Here is a 21,910-nt window from a genome sequence, read left to right as displayed (position 1 = left end):
TGTATCAATAAAAACTTTGATGCAACCTCCTTTTTTATGTTCTGATTTTTATTTCTTTACTGTCTGCAACATTACTTTTACCGCTTCTTCCAGTTGATGGTCTTCGCCTTTCAACTGTGATTCCGGTGTGTTGTAGATTTCGATATCCGGCTGCAGTTCATGGTTTTCCAGGTAATTACCTTGCATATCCTGAACGCCTACCTGTGGAATACCGAATACGATGGACGGGTCGATCTGTGATTCCCACCATACGGCAGTCATGGTTCCCGGGACGGGAGCACCGATTAGTTTACCGATACCCAACGTCTTGTATACCCAAGGGAAACCATGTGCATTCGAGTAGTTGTCTTCGCAAACCAGTACACACGACGGTTTCAGCCATTTGTTGAACGGATCGCTACCGATATACTGCCCGCGCGGCATGAAACGTTGGTACTCTTTACCACTCAGCAAGGTTGCCAGGTCATCGTGCAACCAGCCTCCGCCGTTATGACGGGTATCCACAATCACCGCTTCCTTGTTGCGGCAACGTCCCAGCAGTTCGGAATAGACTTCGCGGAAACTTTCACTGTTCATGCCTTTAACGTGTACATATCCGATCTTGCCGCCGGACAGTTCATCCACTTTCTTGCGGCAGTTTTCTACCCAACGTTTGTACAGCAGGTTAGATTGTTGGCCATAAGAGATCGGTTTCACCTGCTCTTCGAAACGTTCTTTTGTTGCCGGGTTGTAGACGGACAACAATACTTTCTTTCCGGCTTTACCGCTCAGTAACGGATAATAGTTTTCACCACTTTTGATAGGTTTCTCATTGATCTTTTCAATGATGCAACCCGGTTTGATTTTTGTATCAGCCAATGTCAACGGCCCTTTGGCGATGATCTCGGCAATCTTTAATCCGTCGCCGGTATAGCTGTTATCGTAGAATGCACCCAGGCAGGCTGTAGCCGGAGCGGATGACGATGAATAATACCGGGCACCTGTATGTGAACCGTTCAGTTCGCCCAACAGTTCGGACAACATTTCCTGAAAGTCGTAATTGTTGTTGATATGCGGCAAGTAACGGGCATATGCTGTTTTGTATCCTTCCCAGTCGATGCCATGGATCGTCGGATCGTAGAATTTGTCTTCCACCTGACGCCATATATGATTGAAAATATATTCGCGTTCCTGCGGCGGGCGATAAGAAAACTCAGCCTTGAAGGGGATACCTTTGGTTTTGCTGTCTTTGATCTCCACCTTTTTCAGCTGGCCACCGGATACCAGGAACAGGTTCTCACCTTTCTTGTCGGCAAACATTCTTCCGCCACCGACACCTTTTATCAGTATTTTGGTTGAATTTTCCTTGAAGTTACGTTCCCACAGGTCGTAACCGCTTTCGAAAGCTGCACAATAGTAGAGTTTGTCTCCTTTCGGTGTCAGCACGGCGTCGCCCATATTCGAAGAATTGATAGTCAGACGGATGACGCGGTCTTTACGGTTTTCCAGATCGAATTTCAATGGTTCGACAGGCTTGTCCGCATCGTCTTTCTTGTCTTTATCATCTTTCTTCTTGTCATCTTTTTTGGCTTTGGAATCTTTCTTATCTTCCTTTTTATCGTCTTTCTTATCCTTATCCTTGTCTTTGTCCTTATCCTTTTCTTCATCTTCAACTAGGGCAAGTTCTTCCTTGCTCAGGCGGAATTTGTCGTATGCTTCGGCATCGAAGAACATGATATAGGTATCATCCTGTGCACCCCAACTGCCGTGGCTGCGGTAACCGGCACGGTCGGACGACCAGATCATCGCTTTGCCATCAAGTACCCATTTCGGATCACCATCAGAGTATCCGCTTTCGGTCAGGTTGGTAATATCTCCGCTACCATCTGCCTTTACCAGGGCAATATCCTTATTGTTCCATCCGCCGATAGCGATATATTGTACCAGGAACCATTTACTGTCGGGTGACCATTGATAAGTCTGGTCGCCGTCGGCATACGAATAGTTGTATTTACCATCCAAAACAGTACGTACCTGTTTACTTTTCAGATTGATGACGCGTAAAGTGGTACGGTCTTCCAGGAATGCCACTTCTTTACCGTCAGGAGAATAAGTAGGCTGGAAAGACGTTTTGTCGGTAACTACCAGCGCTTCTTCCTTGATTTCTTGTGCGTAAGTAAAATATTTGTCGTCTTTACGAACCAGGCTGCTTTGATAAATGCCCCATGTTTCGCCGCGTTCGGCCGAGTAAACCAATGAACGACCGTCAGGGCTGAAATCTATATTACGCTCTTGCTGCGGCGTATCGGTGATCTGGCGGGTCGTTTCGTATTCAACCGATGTCACATATACATCTCCCCGTACGATAAAGGCAACCTCTTTTCCGTTCGGAGAGACAGCAATACTGTTTGCCCCGCTCGACATCAGGCGATGGATCAGATTATTTTCGGTCTGGTCGGAGATGATGCTTACCTTTACTTTAGCAGGTTGTCCGCCTTCTTTGACCGTGTAAATCTCACCGTCGTAACCGTAGCACAAAGTACCGTTCTTGTCGGAAGTCAGGAAGCGGACCGGGTGTGTCGTATGGTTTGTTATCTGTTTGCCGTTCTTGCCGGTCAAGTCATTCTTAAAGATATTGAAGCTGCCTTTTTCTTCACTCAGATAGTAAAAGGCATTTCCGTCCGGCGACCATACCGGATCGCGGTCTTCTCCACGGAAAGAGGTAATCTTTTTGAATGTACGGTCATTATCCAATGTACATAACCAGATATCGCGGGTAATGGAGGATTGGTGGTGTTTGCGCCAGGGATCTTCATATCCTTTGAAATCGTTATACAATACTTGTTTTCCGTCTTTGCTGAATGCCAGGTTTTCCATAGCCAGCGAGGAGAATAATTCCGGGCGTCCTCCTTGGGTGCCGACCTGATAGATCTGGGCGAACAGGGAAGAAGGGAACTGGCTGTCTTTTACATCCTGCTGGATAGAAGCTGAATAAAGGACATGGTCGTTGTCGCTGAATGTTTCCGGATATTCGTTTGCCGAATGTACGGTCAATTGCGTAGGGGCACCTCCTTCTTTGTTCATAATGAACACATCGAAGTTTCCGTTGCGGTCGGAAGCGAATGCGATTTGTTTTCCGTCGGGCGACCAGACAGGGTGTGTGTCGTGGGCCGGATGGGTTGTTAACTGGGTAGCTTTACCACCTGTTGTCGGAACGGTATAGATATCCCCCTTGTAAGTAAAGGCGATCATTTCCCCGTTCGGAGATATTGCCGGATAGCGCATCCATAGCGGATCGTTCTCTGCAAATGCCGACCCAGTCAGTAAAAGGGCCGATGTTAAGATCAGTAATTTTTTCATGCGTTTATTAATTTCCGTAAAAATACGAGATTATTTTTATACAAATGTCATATTTAATAATACTTCGGTAAATTTTTACTGAAACTTTAAAGCTGAACCCTGAAAAATGAGAATAAAAGGTGCAATTGGTAGCATTATAGTGTCACCCACCTTCACACAGTAGAGCTAATGGTACTGACACTACTATGCTAGCAAGATGACATAGTAGTACTGGTATAATGGCACAACTAAGTCGTCCATATCGGGTGAACACCTATTAAAGGTCTATCCTCATGGATTTGTCTACTATACCCTATAATGTACATACCGATACAATATAGGATATCGGTATGTACATTATAGGGTATGATCTGCCGGGGTATAGAGAAAAGCCGTATGTATTCCTGGAAAAACATTGCGCTTTTTTCCAACGGATAGGCAGGGAATGGTGAACGGGTAGGCATCCGTTTACCATTCCCTGCTAATTTATATCAATCTATGTTTTTATGAATTTTGGTGTCACTCTTCACTATTTTGATTATTACCCTTTGATTATCTTTGTATAGAGGGGGGCGCTACCTTTTTTCCCGGCGTCACCTTGGCTTTGGAGAGGTGAAGTCGCTTTTTATATTCGGCGTCACCCAAGTGTGTATTGAATATCATACTGTAAAATCATTTAAATGAAGACGTGACTCCGAAAGTTGTAAAAACTTTTATGAGCCTGTTTTTTACTCTTGGCTTTCTATCGGTGAGTCTATTTCTGATATTGTATTTGGTTGACGCATTTAATTTTTTTATTATTTGCAAACAATAAGATAGAGTATTGTTTGCAGCTCATGAGATCTGAAAGTTATGTTAATGGTTGAAGTTTTGTTATTTATTGATAATGAGGATTTTGCTTTTTTAATATAAAGCATGAGAAATAAGGTTAATAACCGCCATAGTTCTAGAAGAACTCTGTCTTTATTTTGGAACAAAACAGAACAGTTGCAAAAATAACGTACAGCATGATATGTCAACATACATTTTTGTCTAATATTGGTGCATTTATTGTCCATGAATAAAAAATTAACAGAATACTAAGAGGCTGTATATTAACAAAGTTCATGAATTATGGTGAATTGTTATCTTATATTAGAACATTGTATACGAAAGAACCAGATGAGCATTTTTTCAAAATTTAGATACACGAATTACTATATTTCTATTAATATTAAATAATAAAGCCTCACAATTTCCTTAAACATACTATAGCTTCAGTGTTGAAATTAATAGGAATAATAATGTTTTGAATTTCAATATTTTATATATTATAAAAATCTTATAGTAAGCCTCATTCTATTATGTACTAATGAATAAACAGACAGAGTTCTTCTAGAACTTAGTAACTTTATATATATTAATATTAAACTTAAAAAACACATGAATTACAAATCTATTTTAAAGCAAAATCGATTTTCTTTGCTTTTAATTGCATTTGCTTTTCCTGTTTCAACAATTACACCTTTTGTGCGCGCGAATACATCAGAGGTATCTATTACGCAACAGAAAAAATCCATTAGCGGTGTAGTTTTTGACGGAGGGATGAATGAACCTTTGATCGGCGCCAATGTGATTGTGAAAGGATCCACAAACGGTACGGTTACAGACATTGACGGGAAATTCTCCCTTGAAGCAAATCCCAATGACATCCTGGTCATTAGTAGCATTGGTTTTAAAACGGTTGAGATCAAAGCATCCGAAGTTGCCAAAGGGAAAGTTACACTACAAGAAGACTCACAAGCACTGGATGAAGTAGTAGTGGTAGGTTATGGTGTGCAGAAGAAAGTTAATCTGACGGGAGCGGTAGCTACCGTGCAGGCAGAAAAATTAGAGAGCCGTGCGACGACCAACTTGTCGAATGCTTTATCTGGTTTGGCAGCCGGTGTGTCCGTAAGTCAAAGTTCCGGAAAACCGGGTAGTGACGGTTCCAGTATTCGTATGCGTGGTATCGGAACTTTCAACAGTAGTTACCTTTCTCCGTTGGTGATAGTAGACGGTTCCGAGGCTAGTATGTCATCTGTAAACAGTGATGATGTTGAATCTATTTCTTTTTTGAAAGATGCAGCCAGCGCTTCTATTTACGGATCACGTGGTGCCAACGGGGTTATTTTGATCACGACCAAGAAAGGGAAAAAAGGTCAGGCTCCTAAAATAACTTATTCGGGTCTTGTCACTAATTCAAAGATGAGCGGTAAGGCATTTCGTTTCGAGGATAATTTTGCTGAGTATATGGAAATGGCGAATCGTTGGAATACGAACCGCAACTATGAGGCCGGTACCAAATATACACAAGCTGATATCGATGAGTGGAGAGAAGGTTTAGTAAAGGCCGCCAGTGATCCGTATGGAACGGATAATCCTTATGGCGTAGCTAATATGTTAGCTTATCCGAGTACGCAGTGGGTGGATGAGATGTTTTTGCCCAGTACGTCGCAAAAACATAATGTGTCGGTTGTCGGTAGCAGCAGTAATACAAACTATTTGCTTTCGTTTGGTTTCCTGGATAACCCCGGTACATTGGATAATACCGGCTTGAAGAATTATTCCGGACGTGTCAACGTGGAGACTGAAATCACGAAGTTCTTGACCGTAGGTACTCAGACGTATGCCACATTCCAGAGTCGCGAACCGGGTAATACGAGCTTCTCGTATATGTTCCAGAATACACCGAACATGACTCCTTATTATAATGGTAAGTATGGCGTTTCTGTTGACGGATCTTCTAGCAACAACTTGCTGGCTACCGTGATGAGTCGTGGAGGTTCTTATGATGATACCCGATTGAACACGACATGGTTTGCGCGTGTGAAGATTATTGACGGGTTAACTGCCGAAGGACGCTATAACTATCAAACGTTGTTTAATGAAGAAGCTACTTGGAGCAATTGTATCGATAAAATGAACTTCCGTAATGGTGAATTGTATCCGGGGACTAGTAGCTCGCAGGCTACAACTAAACGTTCTACTACTCGTTATTGGAATCGTACGATAACCGGAACGGTGAATTATAATAAGACGTTTGGCGACCATGATTTGGGAGTTCTCCTTGGTACAGAACAATACTATTGGAATGTGAAGGGATTTAATGCGACTCGTACCGGTTTGCTGGATCTCTCATTACCTGATTTTACGGCTGCTATGGATTTGCTGGAACCGACAGTGGGAGGAACTGCTCAACAAGATTATGGCGTTATCTCATATTTTGGTCGTTTGAATTATGCCTATAAGAATCGTTATTTGTTCGAAGCCAATTTCCGTCGTGATGGTTCGTCTCGTTTTGGTCCGGACTCTCGCTGGGGTACTTTCCCTTCATTTTCTGCTGCATGGCGTATCAGCGAAGAGCCGTTCATGGAAAGCGTAAAGAGTACGATTTCCAACTTGAAGTTGCGTGGTTCTTGGGGTAAACTGGGGAATACGACTTCCGGTTACTATGAATGGCAAGCCACGTATGGCGGTGTGAATTATTCTTTCGGAGAGAATGTATTCGACGGTTTGCGTCAGGGTAAGATCGCTAATCCGAATCTTCGTTGGGAAGCCAGCGAATCTACAGACATAGGACTTGATGTAGGCGTATTAAACAACCGTTTGACATTGGAAGCAGACTGGTATTCGCGTACCACAAAAGGTATTCTGGCTTCTCCTTCCGTTTATATGACGATGGGTACAGTGAGTGCACCTACTACCAATACGTCGGATATGAGAAACCGAGGCGTGGAATTTACTTTGCGTTGGGCTGACCGTATCAAAGATTTTGAATATAGTGTCAGTGCCAATTTAACGTATAATAAAAATAAGATCGTAAAATACAAAGGTAAATATCAGGAAGGTTGGGAAACAGATGCCGACGGTAATCGTTCGTTTGTGACTAATCGTGGAGATGTTGCTGATATCAGCGGCAATACGATTCGTGTAGAAGACCATATGTTTGATGAGTATTATATTTGGGAACGTCATCAGGGAAATGGTAATATTTATTTGGCAGACGGTGTGACTCCTGATCCTAACGGAGGGCCTCGTGACGGTATGATTCGTACTAAAGCTGATTTGGACTGGGTAAAGGCAATGTTGGCTTATCGGGATGCAGATGGCAATAAAGTCTACGATTTTAACGGACAAAGCGTAGGTGCAAACAACGGCTTGTGGTATGGTGAATTGGTGTATGCCGATATAAATGGAGATGGTTATTATGGTTCAAATGCTAATGACCGTGTCTTTACTGGAAAATCTTCAACTCCGAAATTCACTTATGGTATCAATCTTTCGGCTGCATGGAAAGGATTCGATTTAAATATGACTTGGGCAGGTAATGCCGGTATGTATTATTACATTTACGAACGTGGTTTTAACTCCATGAGTAGCAGTAGTTGGCAAGAAGGAACAATTGTTGCTCGTAATGCCCGTAATATTTTCTACTATTGCGATCCTATGTTGGCTGCAACTGACCCGAATTATGATCCGGCTGCTGACCCGAATGCGAACGTCAATGCTATGTATCCGCGTATAGGTAATGAAAATGGTGCTTATCGTGCCAATACCGGTAATCTTTATAATGCGTCTTATATCAAATTGAAAACATTGCAGATCGGTTATACTTTGCCGAAATCATGGGTTCAGAAGGCTTATATCAGTAATTTGCGTGTGTTTGCTTCTTTTGAAAACTTATTGACGATTACAGATTTTCCGGGTGTTGATCCGGAAATAGGTGGAAGCGGTTTCACTGCTTATCCTATTCCCCGTATGATTTCCGGCGGTATAAATCTTACATTCTAATCATTTAATGAATACAAAAATGAAAAAAATAATATATTCTTTATTAGGGTTTGCGTTTTGTGGGTTACTGGGATGTGTTGACTTAGATATGGCACCCTATAACCAAATAGCATCCGGTAATATGTGGACAAATTCAGCGTTGACCAATCAGGGGGTTGCCGGAGTGTATAATAAATTGCGCAATTGGGGTGTTTATAATACTTCTTATGATATGAACACAACCCCGTTTGAAGCCATGTCTATGACAACAGATGCTTATCGTACGATTCCCTATACAAAAGGTACGGCAGGAGCTGATAATGGTTTTTTCTCTACGGTGTGGAAAAACTTATATGAGGGAATTCATCGTGCCAATGACGCTATTGTGAATTTGTCTGTCGAAGGCGGAGGCGGTGTAGATGAAGACGTTCGACTGCGTTTATTGTCGGAATGCAAATTTTTGCGCGCTTATTATTATATGCGTTTGAATGAACTTTTCGGACGAAACGGATTAGGGGTTCCTGTTTATACTGAGCCATTGGAATCGGTAGAAGATTGTACTAAAGGACAGTCGCCTGAGTCGGAAGTTTGGGATCTGGTCGTAAAAGATTTGACCGATTGTATCAATGAACCTAATTTCCCGAATCATTATACGGAATCCGGCCGTGCTTGTAAAGGGGCTGCTTATGCTTTACGTGGTAGGGCTTATTTGATGCAGGGTGCTAAATATAATTATGACAATAAAGCAGGAAAAGTAACGGAGACTATAATCAACCAAAACTTGTTGAAATTAGCTGTGTCTGATTTTGAAAAAGTACAGGGATGTGGTTTCGGTCTTTTCCAGGGTGGTTATGATAAATTATTTACGCAAGAAAATGAAACATGTGAAGAGATGATTTTCTCTTTGACGAACATTTTTAAAGACGGATATGGGTCTTCTATGCATCGGTATTGTGGCACACGTTCTATGATTGATATGGAAGGTACTACCGGATATTCTTATTACCAACCATCTAATGCTTTGGTTGATCTATATGAATATAAGGATGGTACTCCTTTTGACTGGAATGACATCATTCCCGGTTATTTTGATGTACCGGCCAAAGACCGATTGGTATATTTTCTCCGTGATACCTTAAATGACGGAAAAATACTTGGTGGTCCGGAATTGAGAAAAATGGTCAGAAATAAGTTATCGGGTTCTGTTGTCGATCAATATTTGCCGCAAGGGAATGAAGCTCGTTTGAAAAAAGCTTGGGAAAATAGAGATCCGCGTTTGGGTTATAATGTAATTCTCCCGTATGGAGAACCTTATATGGGTGGTGATCCGAATCGTATGAAAGTGGGTGATTACAGTGATATTCCTTATGTATTCCGTTGGCCGGTAAAACAATCAAGCCACCATGTAGATTCACAAGAAGCCGATGATTGGCAAGTAACGGCTCCTTATGATTTGAAACAAGACGGAAACGGCGAAGCAGAATTTGCATATCGTTATCGTAAGTTTGTCATGACCGGTTATCCCCAGTTCGCTTTACAGGGAGATATTGATGAACCGATTATCCGTTATGCTTATGTTCTTTTGATGTGGTCGGAAGCATTGGTCCAATTGGGGGATTTGCCAGGTGCAGCTGAAAAGGTGAATCAGGTTCGCGGGCGTACATCCGTTGAAATGCCACCTTATACGTTTACGAGTAAACAAGATGGTTTGGAAAAACTACGTAATGAATCTCGTCGGGAATTATGTAATGAAGGTGTAAACTTTTACGAGGAGTTGCGTTGGGGTACACTGCGTGAAACAAAATATTCTAAATACATGAACTATGATGCCGGTTCCCTTACTTGCAATGGTATACAGAGTAGCGGTAATGGTGGTGTAAAATGGTCTGAAACGAATGATTACAGTATTTTTCCTGTTCCCAGTGATGAAATAGAGAAGAATCCAAATCTGACTAAAACCCCGGGATGGCTTTATTAAGTATGTTCATTTCGCGATAATTTCTGTCTAAGGGAAAAGCTTAGATAATAGAAAAATAAAGGGGTTGTCTAAAAAGTATTTTTGACTTTATTTTATTCGGATACCTATCTGAGATTGATTTTAAATATTCAATTCTCAAGGTCGAATGAGTCACTTTTTAGACAACCTCATTTTTCTTTTGAGAAAATAATATAGTCGTACCATAGTAATTTTTTTACCTTTGCCCGTAGACTAAACAAATATAACATGAACAAGAAACTTATTCTTTCTTTGCTAGCTTTAGCCGGTGTCCCTGCCTTGATGATGGCGGCGGACGATGCACGCCTGTTGCGTTTCCCGGCAACGAATGGTAATGAGATTGTTTTCTCGTATGCCGGCGATCTTTATAAAGTTCCTGCAAAAGGAGGTGAAGCTCAACGTCTGACTTCGCATGTCGGCTATGAGATGTTTCCTCGCTTTTCTCCTGATGGTAAAACAATTGCTTTTACAGGACAGTATGATGGAAATACGGAAGTGTTCACTATTCCTTCTACCGGAGGCGAACCTTTGCGTGTAACCTATACGGCGACTAATGCACGTGATGACCTGGGTGACCGCATGGGACCGAACAATATCGTGATAGCCTGGACACCCGACGGCAGTCGTATTGTTTACCGCAACCGCATCAGCAGCGGCTTCGACGGTAAATTATATACAGTAGATAAAGAAGGAGGCCTTTCAGAAGTTATACCTTTGCCTGAAGGCGGTTTCTGTAGTTATTCTCCGGATGGAAAACAGTTGGCTTACAATCGTGTAATGCGTGAATTCCGTACCTGGAAATATTATAAGGGAGGTATGGCTGACGATATCTGGATTTATAATCCGGAAAAGAAGTCTGTCGAAAATATAACGGACAATGTGGCTCAGGATATTATTCCGATGTGGATCGATGATGAAATATTTTTCCTTTCTGACCGAGACCGGACAATGAATATCTTTGTTTATAACACAAAAACGAAACAAACGAGTAAAGTCACTGATTTTACAGAATATGATGTAAAGTTCCCGAGTGCAAATGGTCATACTATCGTATTCGAGAACGGTGGTTATATTTATAAAATGGATGCTACGGCGAAAAAGCCGGAAAAAGTAGAGATCAAACTGACTTCCGATAATATCTATGCCCGTAGTGAAATAAAGAACGGTTCGTCATACCTTACCAATGCTAGTATTTCTCCTGATGGGGAACGTGTGGTAGTAACTACTCGTGGTGAAGTTTTCAACCTGCCTGTAGAAAAAGGCGTGACAAAGAATATTACCCGTTCGCCCGGACAACATGACCGTGAAGCCCAATGGTCGCCTGATGGAAAATATATTGTTTATATTTCGGATGGCACGGGCGAAACAGAACTTTACCTTCAGGATGCCACTGGTGGTGAACCTGTTCAACTGACAAAAGATAACGATACTTATATCCGTTCTTTTGAATGGAGTCCCGATTCAAAATCAATTGTTTATACCGATCGTAAGAACCGGGTAAACCTGCTTGATGTGGTCGGAAAGAAAACAACCGTATTGTTTCAGAACCCGATGGCGGAGATACGCGACGTAACCTTCTCTCCGGATAGTAAATGGCTGACTTATAGCCGTCCGGCGGAAAATCAGGTGAGTATTGTGTATGTTTATGATATTGCTGCACGTAAGGAATATCCTGTTACGGATAAATGGTACGACTCTCATTCTCCGGCCTTCAGTACAGACGGAAAATACTTGATCTTCGCCTCTTCACGTGACTTTAATCCGACTTATGGCTCTTTGGAATGGAACCATGTTTATAATAATATGGGAGGTGTTTATCTGGCGTTGCTTCAAAAAGATACTCCTTCTCCATTCCTTCAGAAAGATGCCGAAGTAAAAGTTGCTAAAGAAGAAACGGCTAAGAAAGAGGATAAAAAGAAAGAAGATAAAGATAAGAAAGATGTTTCGACAGAAACCGGTGTAAAGATTGATCTGGAAGGTATAACCGACCGTATTATCAAACTTCCTTTACCGGGCTCTTATTATGGCAATTTTTATTCGGATGGCGAAAAAGTCTGGTATTATGGTCGCGGCGGAACAAAAGTGTACGATTTGAAAAAACAAAAAGAAGATACTGTTGCTGACGGAGCTTCCATGTCTGTTACTCCGGGAAGTAAAAAAGCCCTTTTCTATAAAGGAAGACAGATCTATGTGACCGACATACCTTCCGGCAGTGTTGATTTGAGTAATGCAGTCGATCTTTCCAATATGAAGATTACGGTGGATTATCCGAAAGAATGGGCACAGATATTCGATGAGGCATGGCGTGCTTACCGTGATGGTTTCTATGTAGAAAACATGCATGGTGTGGACTGGAAAGCGATCAAAGAAAAATATGCCGTTCTTCTTCCTTACGTGAAGACTCGTCTGGATCTGAATTATGTGATCGGTGAAATGATCGGCGAACTGAACTGCGGCCATGCCTACGTGAATCCTGGTGAAACAGATCGTCCGAAACGTGTACAGACCGGTCTGTTGGGTGCTGAGATTTCACGTGACAAGAGTGGATTCTTCCGTCTGGAAAAGATATTACCGGGAGCATCCTGGAGTAAAGACCTGCGTTCTCCATTGACAGAACCGGGTATCGAGGCGAAAGCCGGAGAGTTTATCGTTGCAATCGACGGGATTCCGACTAACAGTGTAAAGGATATGTATTCCTTATTAGTCGGTAAAGCCGGTATCCCGACAGAACTTTCATTGAACAGCAAGCCTGAATTGGGGGGAGCTCGTAAAATAGTGATCTGTCCGTTGGCTGAAGAATATTCGTTGTATCATTACAACTGGATACAGGATAATATCAAGAAAGTGGATAAAGCGACTAACGGCCGTGTAGGATATATCTATATTCCGGATATGGGCGTAGACGGATTAAATGAATTTGCCCGTTATTTCTATCCTCAGCTGGATAAGGAAGGTCTGATCATCGACGATCGTGCCAATGGTGGTGGAAATGTATCTCCGATGATTCTGGAACGTCTTTCCCGCGAACCGTATCGTCTGACCATGCGTCGTGGTTCGAACCATATCGGTACTGTTCCGGATGCCGTACAGGTAGGTCCGAAGGTTTGTTTGATCAATAAATATTCTGCATCGGATGGCGACCTGTTCCCCTGGGGATTCCGTGCTTTGGGACTGGGTAAGCTGATCGGAACCCGTACCTGGGGGGGAATCGTCGGCATTAGCGGCCCACTGCCTTACATGGACGGAACAGATATCCGTGTACCTTTCTTCACCAGCTATGATCCGAAGACGGGCCAGTGGATTATCGAAAACCATGGTGTCGACCCGGATATCCTGATCGACAATGATCCTATTAAGGAATGGAATGGCGAAGACCAGCAACTGAACAAGGCTATCGAAGAAGTAATGAAAGACCTTCAGAACCGTAAACCGTTGGCTCCGGTTCCGGCTCCGAGGGATTTCAGCAAATAATGTTGAAGTAAAATATGGAAGAAAGGATATCTCACAGCATGGGGTATCCTTTTTTCATTTACATGCTTAAATTACTTTTTTACTGCCAGAAGAACATGCAATAAATTGATTTGCCGATGAATGAAGTTTATTATTTTATATATTTGTGACCGTTAATATGGAAATGGAGAAAGCATGCTAGAGGAAAGGAGATTATTAAAAGAGTTAACCGAAGGATCAGAGTTTAGTTTTAATGCTCTGTACAACCTATGGGCCTCCAGACTTTACCATTTTGCGTTCTCTTATTTGAAATCAGACAGTGCGGCGAAAGATGTCGTGCAGGAAACATTTGTAAAGATCTGGTCTAATAGAACGAGTATTAATCCGGATGCCTCTTTTAAGGCTTATTTATTTACTATCTCCTATCATTTTTTATTGAAAGAACTTCGTCGTCAGTTGAATCATCCCCAGATGGAGGATTACCTGGACTTTAAAAAAGAACTTATTTCGACTGATGATGTAGAAGCTAAATATGATTTCGACCTTTTTCTAAAAGAGTTGGAAGCTGCCAAACAAAAACTGACACCCCGGCAAAGGGAGATATTTGTTTTGAATAAGGAATATAATCTTTCCGTTACAGAAATCGCTTCCCGGCTATCTATAACGGAGCAAGTGGTGCGTAACCAACTTTCAGCTGCATTGAAAGTGTTGCGCAACGAATTATCCAACTATTCCTATTTATTTATACTTTTCACGATTTATTTCTGAAAATATGTTTTATAGCATGCAGAAGCGTATGTTATAAATTTAACCTTTCAGGATATTACTCATAAACGAACGAAATTTCCAGCTTATGAGTACATCATTATATAGAAATTTGAAAGATTGGTTAACGAAATATCAGACTGAACAAATTAGTCGGAAAGAATTTCGTGAACTCAGGAAAGAAATCAATAATCATTCGGATGAGGAACTTTTCCCTGTATTGCTTGATAGTTGGAATAGTTGGGATAATAACGGAAGTTTATCGTCTGAAGATGCCCAAAGTTTATTGGTTCGTATCCGGCAGGAGATGAACATAATACCAGCTCCTAAAATTAGAAAATTTAACTGGCGACAAATTGCTGCGGCTATAGCATTTCTGATTATGGGAAGCTTGTCAGTTTATTTATATGTAGATAACCGTGAAATTACTCAGTTGGCGGACCGAATCATGGAAGTTAAAGTCGGAAAAGGAGAGCGGGTTTCAATTACTTTACCGGATGGAACAGCTGTAAAGCTTAATTCAGAGTCTATACTTTCTTATAAACAGGATTTTGGGAAAAAAGACCGGCGTGTATCTCTTTCTGGTGAAGGATATTTTGATGTACAAAAAGACGTGCAAAAGAAATTTGTAGTGAATACCGAATTTATGGATATTGAAGTAACGGGTACTTCGTTCAATGTATATGCTTATTCAAATAAGGATATATTGGAAATGGCATTAGTGCAGGGGAGTGTTACTGTTTCTTCTGTTCGTCCACCTTTTGAGAGGCTGAATGTAGTTCCTAACGAGAAAGTCATTTATGATAAAAAAACGGGGACAATGAAGAAAATAACGACTTCGAATGTATTGGAAACTGCTTGGGTAAGTAAAGAACTGGTGTTCAGGTCTGAATCGATGGATGCAGTATTAAAGAGAATAGGGCGGAAATATGGTGTCTCTTTTGAAATTATGGATTCCTCACTTGTTAAGGATACCTATACCGGTGTGTTTGATAAGGAAGAGATTGAAGAGGTTATAGATATATTGAAAGTGCACTATGGTTTTGATTACAAAATAAAAGGGAATGAAGTTCAACTTTTTGCGACAAATAAATAGAGTGTTAACCTTAAAAAAATAAGCATTATGAAAACATAAGAAAGAGAAAAAATATCCGGAAAGCGGGCAGGCTCTCCGGATAAATCGTCGAATTCAGTTTCGCGAAGCTATGTGATGGCATAGCAGTAAAAAAACTAAAAGTCAACTTTAAATTTTTTATTATGAATGTTATTCAACACTTAATTAAGTTAAGATGTAAAAGTACGAATTTTTGTGTAACAAACTTGTTACTTGTACTAAGTTTTATCTTTTTAACAACTATACCAGCGAATGCGCAAACAGGTAATGTTAACCTGAAACTAAAGAATGTCACATTGCCTCGTCTTTTTCAAGAAATAGAAAAGCAATCAACTTACCGTTTTTCTTATCGGGATGCTGATCTTGTGGGAAAAGCCCCCGTTACAGTATCAGTGAAAGAACGGTCACTGAAAAGTGTTTTGACTGATATACTATCGAAACGAAATCTTCAATATCAGATATCGGGTAATAAAATTTTGATAACTGTTTCTTCTGTGCAAACTCCGAAATCGACAGGAAAAAAAGAAGTTAGCGGAGTTGTTGTTGATGAAAGAGGCGAACCTGTTATCGGTGTCAATATTTCAGAGAAAGGAACGACTAACGGAACTATTACGGATATGGATGGTCGATTTTCTTTCAAAGTAGGCAATAACAGTAGTTTGCTAGTTTCCTATATCGGATATGACGGTCAGGAAATATCCGTTAGAGGGAAAAACCAGTTTAATATTACTCTAAAGGAAAATTCGCAGGCTTTGGATGAAGTAGTCGTGATCGGATATGGTACGCAATCACGTGAATTGTTGACGACATCTGTTTCAAAGGTTGATAATAAGGTGTTGGAAAGCGTGCCTTATGGTAATCTGGCGTCTGCTTTGCAAGGATCGGTTTCCGGTGTGAGGGTGCAAAGTACTTCCGGACAACCCGGTGAAGCTCCCCGTATTGTTGTACGTGGCGGTACTTCTATTCAGAACCCGGACGGGGCTGCTCCTTTATATGTGGTCGACGGTATTACGCGCGACGACATCAATCATTTGTCGAGTAATGACATCGAGTCTATACAAGTATTGAAAGATGCTGCGTCTACTTCCATTTACGGAGCGAAAGGTTCGAACGGTGTTGTTATCGTAACGACTAAGTCGGCTAAGGCTGGTAAGGCTTCGGTTTCTTATTCATATGACTTTACCATATCAACGATAGGGAAGAAATATAAGATGGCGAATGCTAAAGATTATCTGACTATGCATCGTACGGGTATGATCATGCAGGATAAATTCCCGGATGCAAGCAGCGAATTAGGGATGGCACATGGTTATGGTACGGGAAATGATTTAACCAATCAAACAGCATTCACCACACAGTATCTGAATGATTCGAACCGACATAAACTGAATGAGGGTTGGCAAAGCATGCCGGATCCTGTAGATCCTTCTCAGACATTGATATTCCAGGATAATAAGACGTCGGATTTGGCTTATCGCACTGGCTTTTCACATAACCATCACGCCGAAGTGAGTGGTAGTTCCGAACGGGCAAAATTCCTGGCCGGTATAGGTTATCTGAAAAACGAAGGTACATTGCGTGCAACGGATTATAATCGTTTTTCTTTCAATATTAATGGCGAAGTAAAGGTTTTGGATAATTTGAACGTTACGGGAAGAGTGTATTATTCCAATACAAGAACGCATTCATCGCCTTTCGGCACCGATGTTTCATTTTTCAGAAATGCTAGTTTAGCCCCGACTGCCAAGATTTATTTTGAGGATGGCTCGTATGCTCCCGGTGCGCAATGGGGGATGAGTAACCCGTTATATTCTATGTCGATTGCGAAATATACGGATAAATCGGAGAACTATACGTTGTCGTTGGGTGCGGACTGGACGATCTTGCCGGGACTTTCTTTCAAACCTCAAATCGCCTTGTATAAAACGAATACCGATAAAAACCGTTTTATGCCGGCGTATTGGAATGGACCGAGTCAACAGATAAAAACGAGAGAGGCTTCTGCCTATCATACCGAATGGTCGCATTATCAGGCAGACGCTGTACTGGACTATACGAAGACGTTTTGGGAAGATCATAATTTTTCTGCCATGTTAGGATTGAATTATACGGAACGTATTATCGATTCGATCGAAGCTGCCGGTAGAGGCGGGGCTACGGATAATATTACGACTGTGAACGGTATTGCGGAAAGAACCAAGGCTTCAAGTTCGAGTACTACGCATAAGATGATGGGATATTTCGGACGAATTAATTACAATTACAAAAACAAATATCTGTTGACCTTTAGCGCCCGTTATGATGGCGCCTCTAACTTAGGACGTAATAACAGATACGGATTTTTCCCGGGAGTTTCGGGAGGTTGGCATATTGACCAGGAAAATTTCTATCCGGACGGACTGAAGAAAATCGTGAAAGCCAAATTGCGTGCCAGCTATGGTGTGAACGGTAATATCAACGGACTTGCCGATTGGGCCGCTGACGGTAATTATAGTGTGGGACAGACATTTTTCGGAAATCCTGCTATCCGTATCAGTATCCCGGCAAATAATGATGTGAAATGGGAACGCTCGAAGACATTCGATATCGGTGGTGATTTTAAATTCTTGAATGGCCGACTGAATATTACGGCTGATTATTTTAGAAGAAAGACCGATCATTTGATTACAATGCTTACGTTGCCGCCATCTACAGGTCTGGGGGAGGTTTATACTAATCTGGGAAGCCTCGAGAATAAAGGTGTAGAACTGGAAATCAATGCTGAAGTACTCCGTTTTGGGAAAGATGGCAGTTGGACGATCGGGTTTAACGCATCGAGGGTAAAGAACAAGATTTTGGAATTACCGGAAAACGGTGTGGAAAACAATCGTATTGGAGGTGAATATGTATGGGATGCATCCAAAAAACAACATACCTGGCAAGGTGGCTTGCAGGAGGGAGGAACTATGGGAGATATGTTCGGATATAAACAATTGGGTGTTTATTCAACCGATGAAGAGGCAGCCAAAGCTCCGCAAGACATGCTTATAACTATTGAAGACAGAACAAAGTTTGGAGGTGATGTAAATTGGTTGGATGCAGACGGTGACGGTAAGATCGATTCGAAAGACCGGATATATATAGGAAATCAATATCCGAAATGGACGGGCGGTGTTTCCAGTAATTTGTCGTTCAGTGGTTTCGACTTCTATGTAAGGGCAGACTATACAGCCGGACATACGATTTATAACTGGGCGAGGATGTTTATGGATTATACTTTGTTCGGAAGCAATAATATGACGCAGGATGTTGTAAAATACTCCTGGAAAAAGCAAGGAGATGTGACGGATTATCCTCGTTTTTACAGAGGTAATTTTACTCAGTGTAATGCAACGGGAGCAAGACCCGGATCAATGTATTACGAAAAGGGTAATTTCCTGTGTTTCCGTGAGGTGACTCTTTCTTATTCTTTCTTGCCTGAGATATTTAAAAAAGCGAGAATCAGTAATGTACGTGTATCCGTAACAGGTAGCAACCTTTTGTATATTACAAGTTATAAGGGGCTGAACCCTGAAGATGGAGGAACCGATAACGGGCGCTATGCAATGCCTAGAAACGTGACTTTTTCAGCTAATCTTACATTTTAAAAACATGACGTTATGAAAAATAGAATCAGAATAATTAGAAACGCAATAATAGCCGTCTTGTTTACTTCGTTAGTAAGTTGTGATGTGCTGGATGTAGAACTACCGAGTGTAATCAGTGGCAATTCGTTTTGGAAAACAGAAGAAGATATCAAGGCTGCAATTCAGGGAATGTATACTCACTTGAGAGAAGTTGACGAAGAATTGTTTTTATTGGGCGAATCCCGTGCCGAGACAACTGGTTTGAATGCAGCAGGTAGTGCCGGTGGGTATGATATTTATTTTAATAATACGCTTACCTCCGCAACGGTCGGGGCTGAGTGGAAAACCTTCTATTCGTTAATCAATTCGTGTAACTTGATTATCAAATATGCGGAAGGTGTCAATTTTAATTCCCAGGCAGATAAAAACTATTATTTGGCACAAGCTTATGTGATGAGAGCCTGGGCCTACTATGTAATGGTCCGCTCTTGGGGAGACTTGATTATCCGTACCGAACCGGTTGAGGGTACAGACCCTAAAGTGCTTTACAAAGAGAGATCGTCTGTCGCAGAAGTATTCACACTTATCAAAAGTGATATCGATAAATCGATTGAACTCTTTGCCGACCATCCGAATAGCGGCGCGCCTGCCAGTGGAAGAATCTATTGGAATAAACCAGCGGCAAATGCTTTAAAAGGTGATGTTTATCTTTGGACGGGAAAACGGCTGAATGGAGGGGAAAAGGATTTCACAATTGCTTTGAATGCTTTGAAGGAAGTTAAGCAACCGGGAGTTGATTTGATCGCTGATTTCGGTAAAATATTTGATGTAAGCAATAAGTTCAACTCGGAACTTCTATTTTGTGCTCATTATCAGAAAGACGAAAGAAATCATAACTTCTATTGGCATACTTGGATCATCCAGGCAGGCGTTCCGGGAAATATCGATGATGAAACCAGAAATATGCTTTTCCCGACAGGCGGCGGTCAGGCGCTTACTTGCCCCACGAAATTGTTGGTCGACTCGTATGATCCCGATGATACCCGAAAGGCAGGCACATTGTATGAAATATATACCTATGACGAAGCTGGCAACCGGGAATATTATCAAAGCGTGTGTATGAAGGGGAAAGGACTGGTTGAATCCGGACACAGATACTTTATGAGCCATGTTATTCTTTACCGCTATGCTGATGTTCTCCTGATGATGGCAGAAGCGAAAAATGCCTTAGACATGGATCCTTCCGATGAAATCAACCAGATAAGAAAAAGAGCATATGGAGAAAACTTCGACAAACATGTCTTTGTCAACGGTTCAAAAGAATATAATGATGAAGTGATTCTGAAAGAACGCTTGTTGGAGTTTGCCTTTGAATGTAAAAGATGGTGGGATTTATTACGTTTTGACAAAGCGTTCGATTTGGTTCCGTCTCTTCAGAATAAAAAAGGAAAAGATTATCTGAAATTATTCCCTATCAGCGATAATTTGATGAGTAAAGAACCCATGGTAAAACAAAACCCGGGATACGATAACTGACCAATAATAGTAAAATTCTCAAAGAAAAATTGAGTACAAAATTTTATTATTGAAGTCTATAATACAAAACAAATACTAAAAAAATGAGAATATTTTTGATAATACTCTTTGCTTTCTCCTGCTTTTCAGGCAATATACTGGCAAAAGAGTTGAACAAACAGCCGGGAGTACGAAAAATAAAAGATGTGGTTGTATACGACGACCCGCAGTTTTACGTAGCATTTCCTTCTGTTGTAAAAAGCGGTGATGATTATTTGGTCGCCTTCCGCCGTGCCCCTAACAGGGTCATGTTGAAAGAGCCGTACCCGACACATACCGATTTGAATAGTTACTTAGTAATGGTCCGTTCCAAAGATGGTGAAACTTGGACAAAAAATCCCGAATTAATTTATGCACATCCTTTTGGCGGATCCCAGGATCCCTGTCTGTTGAAGTTGAGAGACGGAACGTTGCTTTGTACGAGTTACGGTTGGACACACCTCAGAGAGGATGCGATTGCGAAGTTGAAACAACCTGTTTATCACGAAGGAGGATGGGTAGCCATGGGCGGATATATTATGCGTTCCTTTGATAATGGCAAGACATGGGAAGGACCGATCTATCCTACCGCAGTGAAAGATGGAATCTATAAAGACCCGATGGGAAACCCGTTATCTGCCTATAACAGAGGAGCCTTGTATGAAGGTAAAAGCGGAAGAATTTTTTGGGTAGTGGCTGCCATGGATGACTATCCGCTTACAAAAACATCCAATCACCTGCTTTATTCGGACGACAAAGGGCTGACCTGGCAATACGCAAGTATCGTGGCAACTCATGAGAAATTCATATTCAATGAAGCTTCTGTTTATGAGACACCTAAAGGAGATATAGTCGCATTCATACGTACCGAGAACCCGGAAACACGCGCCTGCATCGCTCGTTCTACAGACGGTGGAAAAACGTTTAAATGGCAACCGATGGGTTTTTACGGACACCCGCTGGCGGCTGTAAGGCTACCGGACCACCGCGTGTTTCTGACATACGGTTACCGGGAGAAACCCTGTGGCGTACGGGCCCGGATTTTAAATGCAGAATGTACAGACTTTGCAACCGCAGAGGAAATCATACTTCGTGATGATAACGGACCCGGTACAGACGTGGGCTATTCATGGCCGGTTGTGCTAGATAATAACAAAGTACTGGTCGTTTACTATATAACCAAAGACGACGGTCAGCGCTATATCGGGGGTACGATCCTGGAAGTAGACCCAAAGAAAAAATAGCATATTGATTTTCTGCTTAAAATAAGAGGGGGAGAGGTCGACAGACCTCCCTCCGCTTTATAACTCCTAACAT

General features: G+C 41.7%; 9 protein-coding genes. 8 read left to right on the top strand and 1 reads right to left on the bottom strand.

Going from position 1 to position 21,910, the window contains the following annotated elements; genetic code table 11:
• Positions 1 to 48: 48 nt before the first annotated feature.
• On the bottom strand, positions 49 to 3,339 hold the full coding sequence (locus DWW91_RS23315) for a S41 family peptidase (protein WP_122329065.1): 3,291 nt from the start codon (positions 3,337 to 3,339) through the stop codon (positions 49 to 51).
• Positions 3,340 to 4,779: 1,440 nt separating this feature from the next.
• On the opposite strand from DWW91_RS23315, the gene DWW91_RS23310 reads away from it, so the two are divergent.
• From DWW91_RS23310 to DWW91_RS23275, 8 genes are all read left to right on the top strand, one after another.
• A complete protein-coding gene (locus tag DWW91_RS23310; RefSeq protein ID WP_233584562.1) occupies positions 4,780 to 8,130 on the top strand; it encodes a TonB-dependent receptor in 3,351 nt (1,116 codons plus the stop codon).
• A 19-nt stretch (positions 8,131 to 8,149) separates the two neighbouring features.
• Positions 8,150 to 10,087, top strand: coding sequence for a RagB/SusD family nutrient uptake outer membrane protein (locus DWW91_RS23305; RefSeq protein WP_010801412.1), 1,938 nt, complete (start codon positions 8,150 to 8,152; stop codon positions 10,085 to 10,087).
• A 246-nt stretch (positions 10,088 to 10,333) separates the two neighbouring features.
• Positions 10,334 to 13,576, top strand: coding sequence for a S41 family peptidase (locus tag DWW91_RS23300; protein WP_122329063.1), 3,243 nt, complete (start codon positions 10,334 to 10,336; stop codon positions 13,574 to 13,576).
• A 174-nt stretch (positions 13,577 to 13,750) separates the two neighbouring features.
• A complete protein-coding gene (locus tag DWW91_RS23295) occupies positions 13,751 to 14,323 on the top strand; it encodes an RNA polymerase sigma factor (RefSeq protein ID WP_122329062.1) in 573 nt (190 codons plus the stop codon).
• 85 nt (positions 14,324 to 14,408) lie between these two features.
• On the top strand, positions 14,409 to 15,416 hold the full coding sequence (locus DWW91_RS23290) for a FecR family protein (protein WP_046145662.1): 1,008 nt from the start codon (positions 14,409 to 14,411) through the stop codon (positions 15,414 to 15,416).
• 512 nt (positions 15,417 to 15,928) lie between these two features.
• Positions 15,929 to 19,060, top strand: a complete 3,132-nt coding sequence (locus tag DWW91_RS23285; protein WP_233584561.1) for a TonB-dependent receptor — start codon at positions 15,929 to 15,931, stop codon at positions 19,058 to 19,060.
• A gap of 12 nt (positions 19,061 to 19,072) precedes the next feature.
• A complete protein-coding gene (locus tag DWW91_RS23280) occupies positions 19,073 to 20,575 on the top strand; it encodes a RagB/SusD family nutrient uptake outer membrane protein (protein ID WP_046145660.1) in 1,503 nt (500 codons plus the stop codon).
• An 83-nt stretch (positions 20,576 to 20,658) separates the two neighbouring features.
• Positions 20,659 to 21,837, top strand: a complete 1,179-nt coding sequence (locus tag DWW91_RS23275) for a sialidase family protein (RefSeq protein WP_122329060.1) — start codon at positions 20,659 to 20,661, stop codon at positions 21,835 to 21,837.
• Positions 21,838 to 21,910: the final 73 nt, after the last annotated feature.

This window comes from Parabacteroides sp. AF17-3 (genome assembly GCF_003635445.1).
Lineage (GTDB): Bacteria > Bacteroidota > Bacteroidia > Bacteroidales > Tannerellaceae > Parabacteroides > Parabacteroides goldsteinii.
The sequence above is the reverse complement of the archived record's forward strand: the minus strand, read 5'-3'. Positions and strand labels throughout refer to the sequence as shown.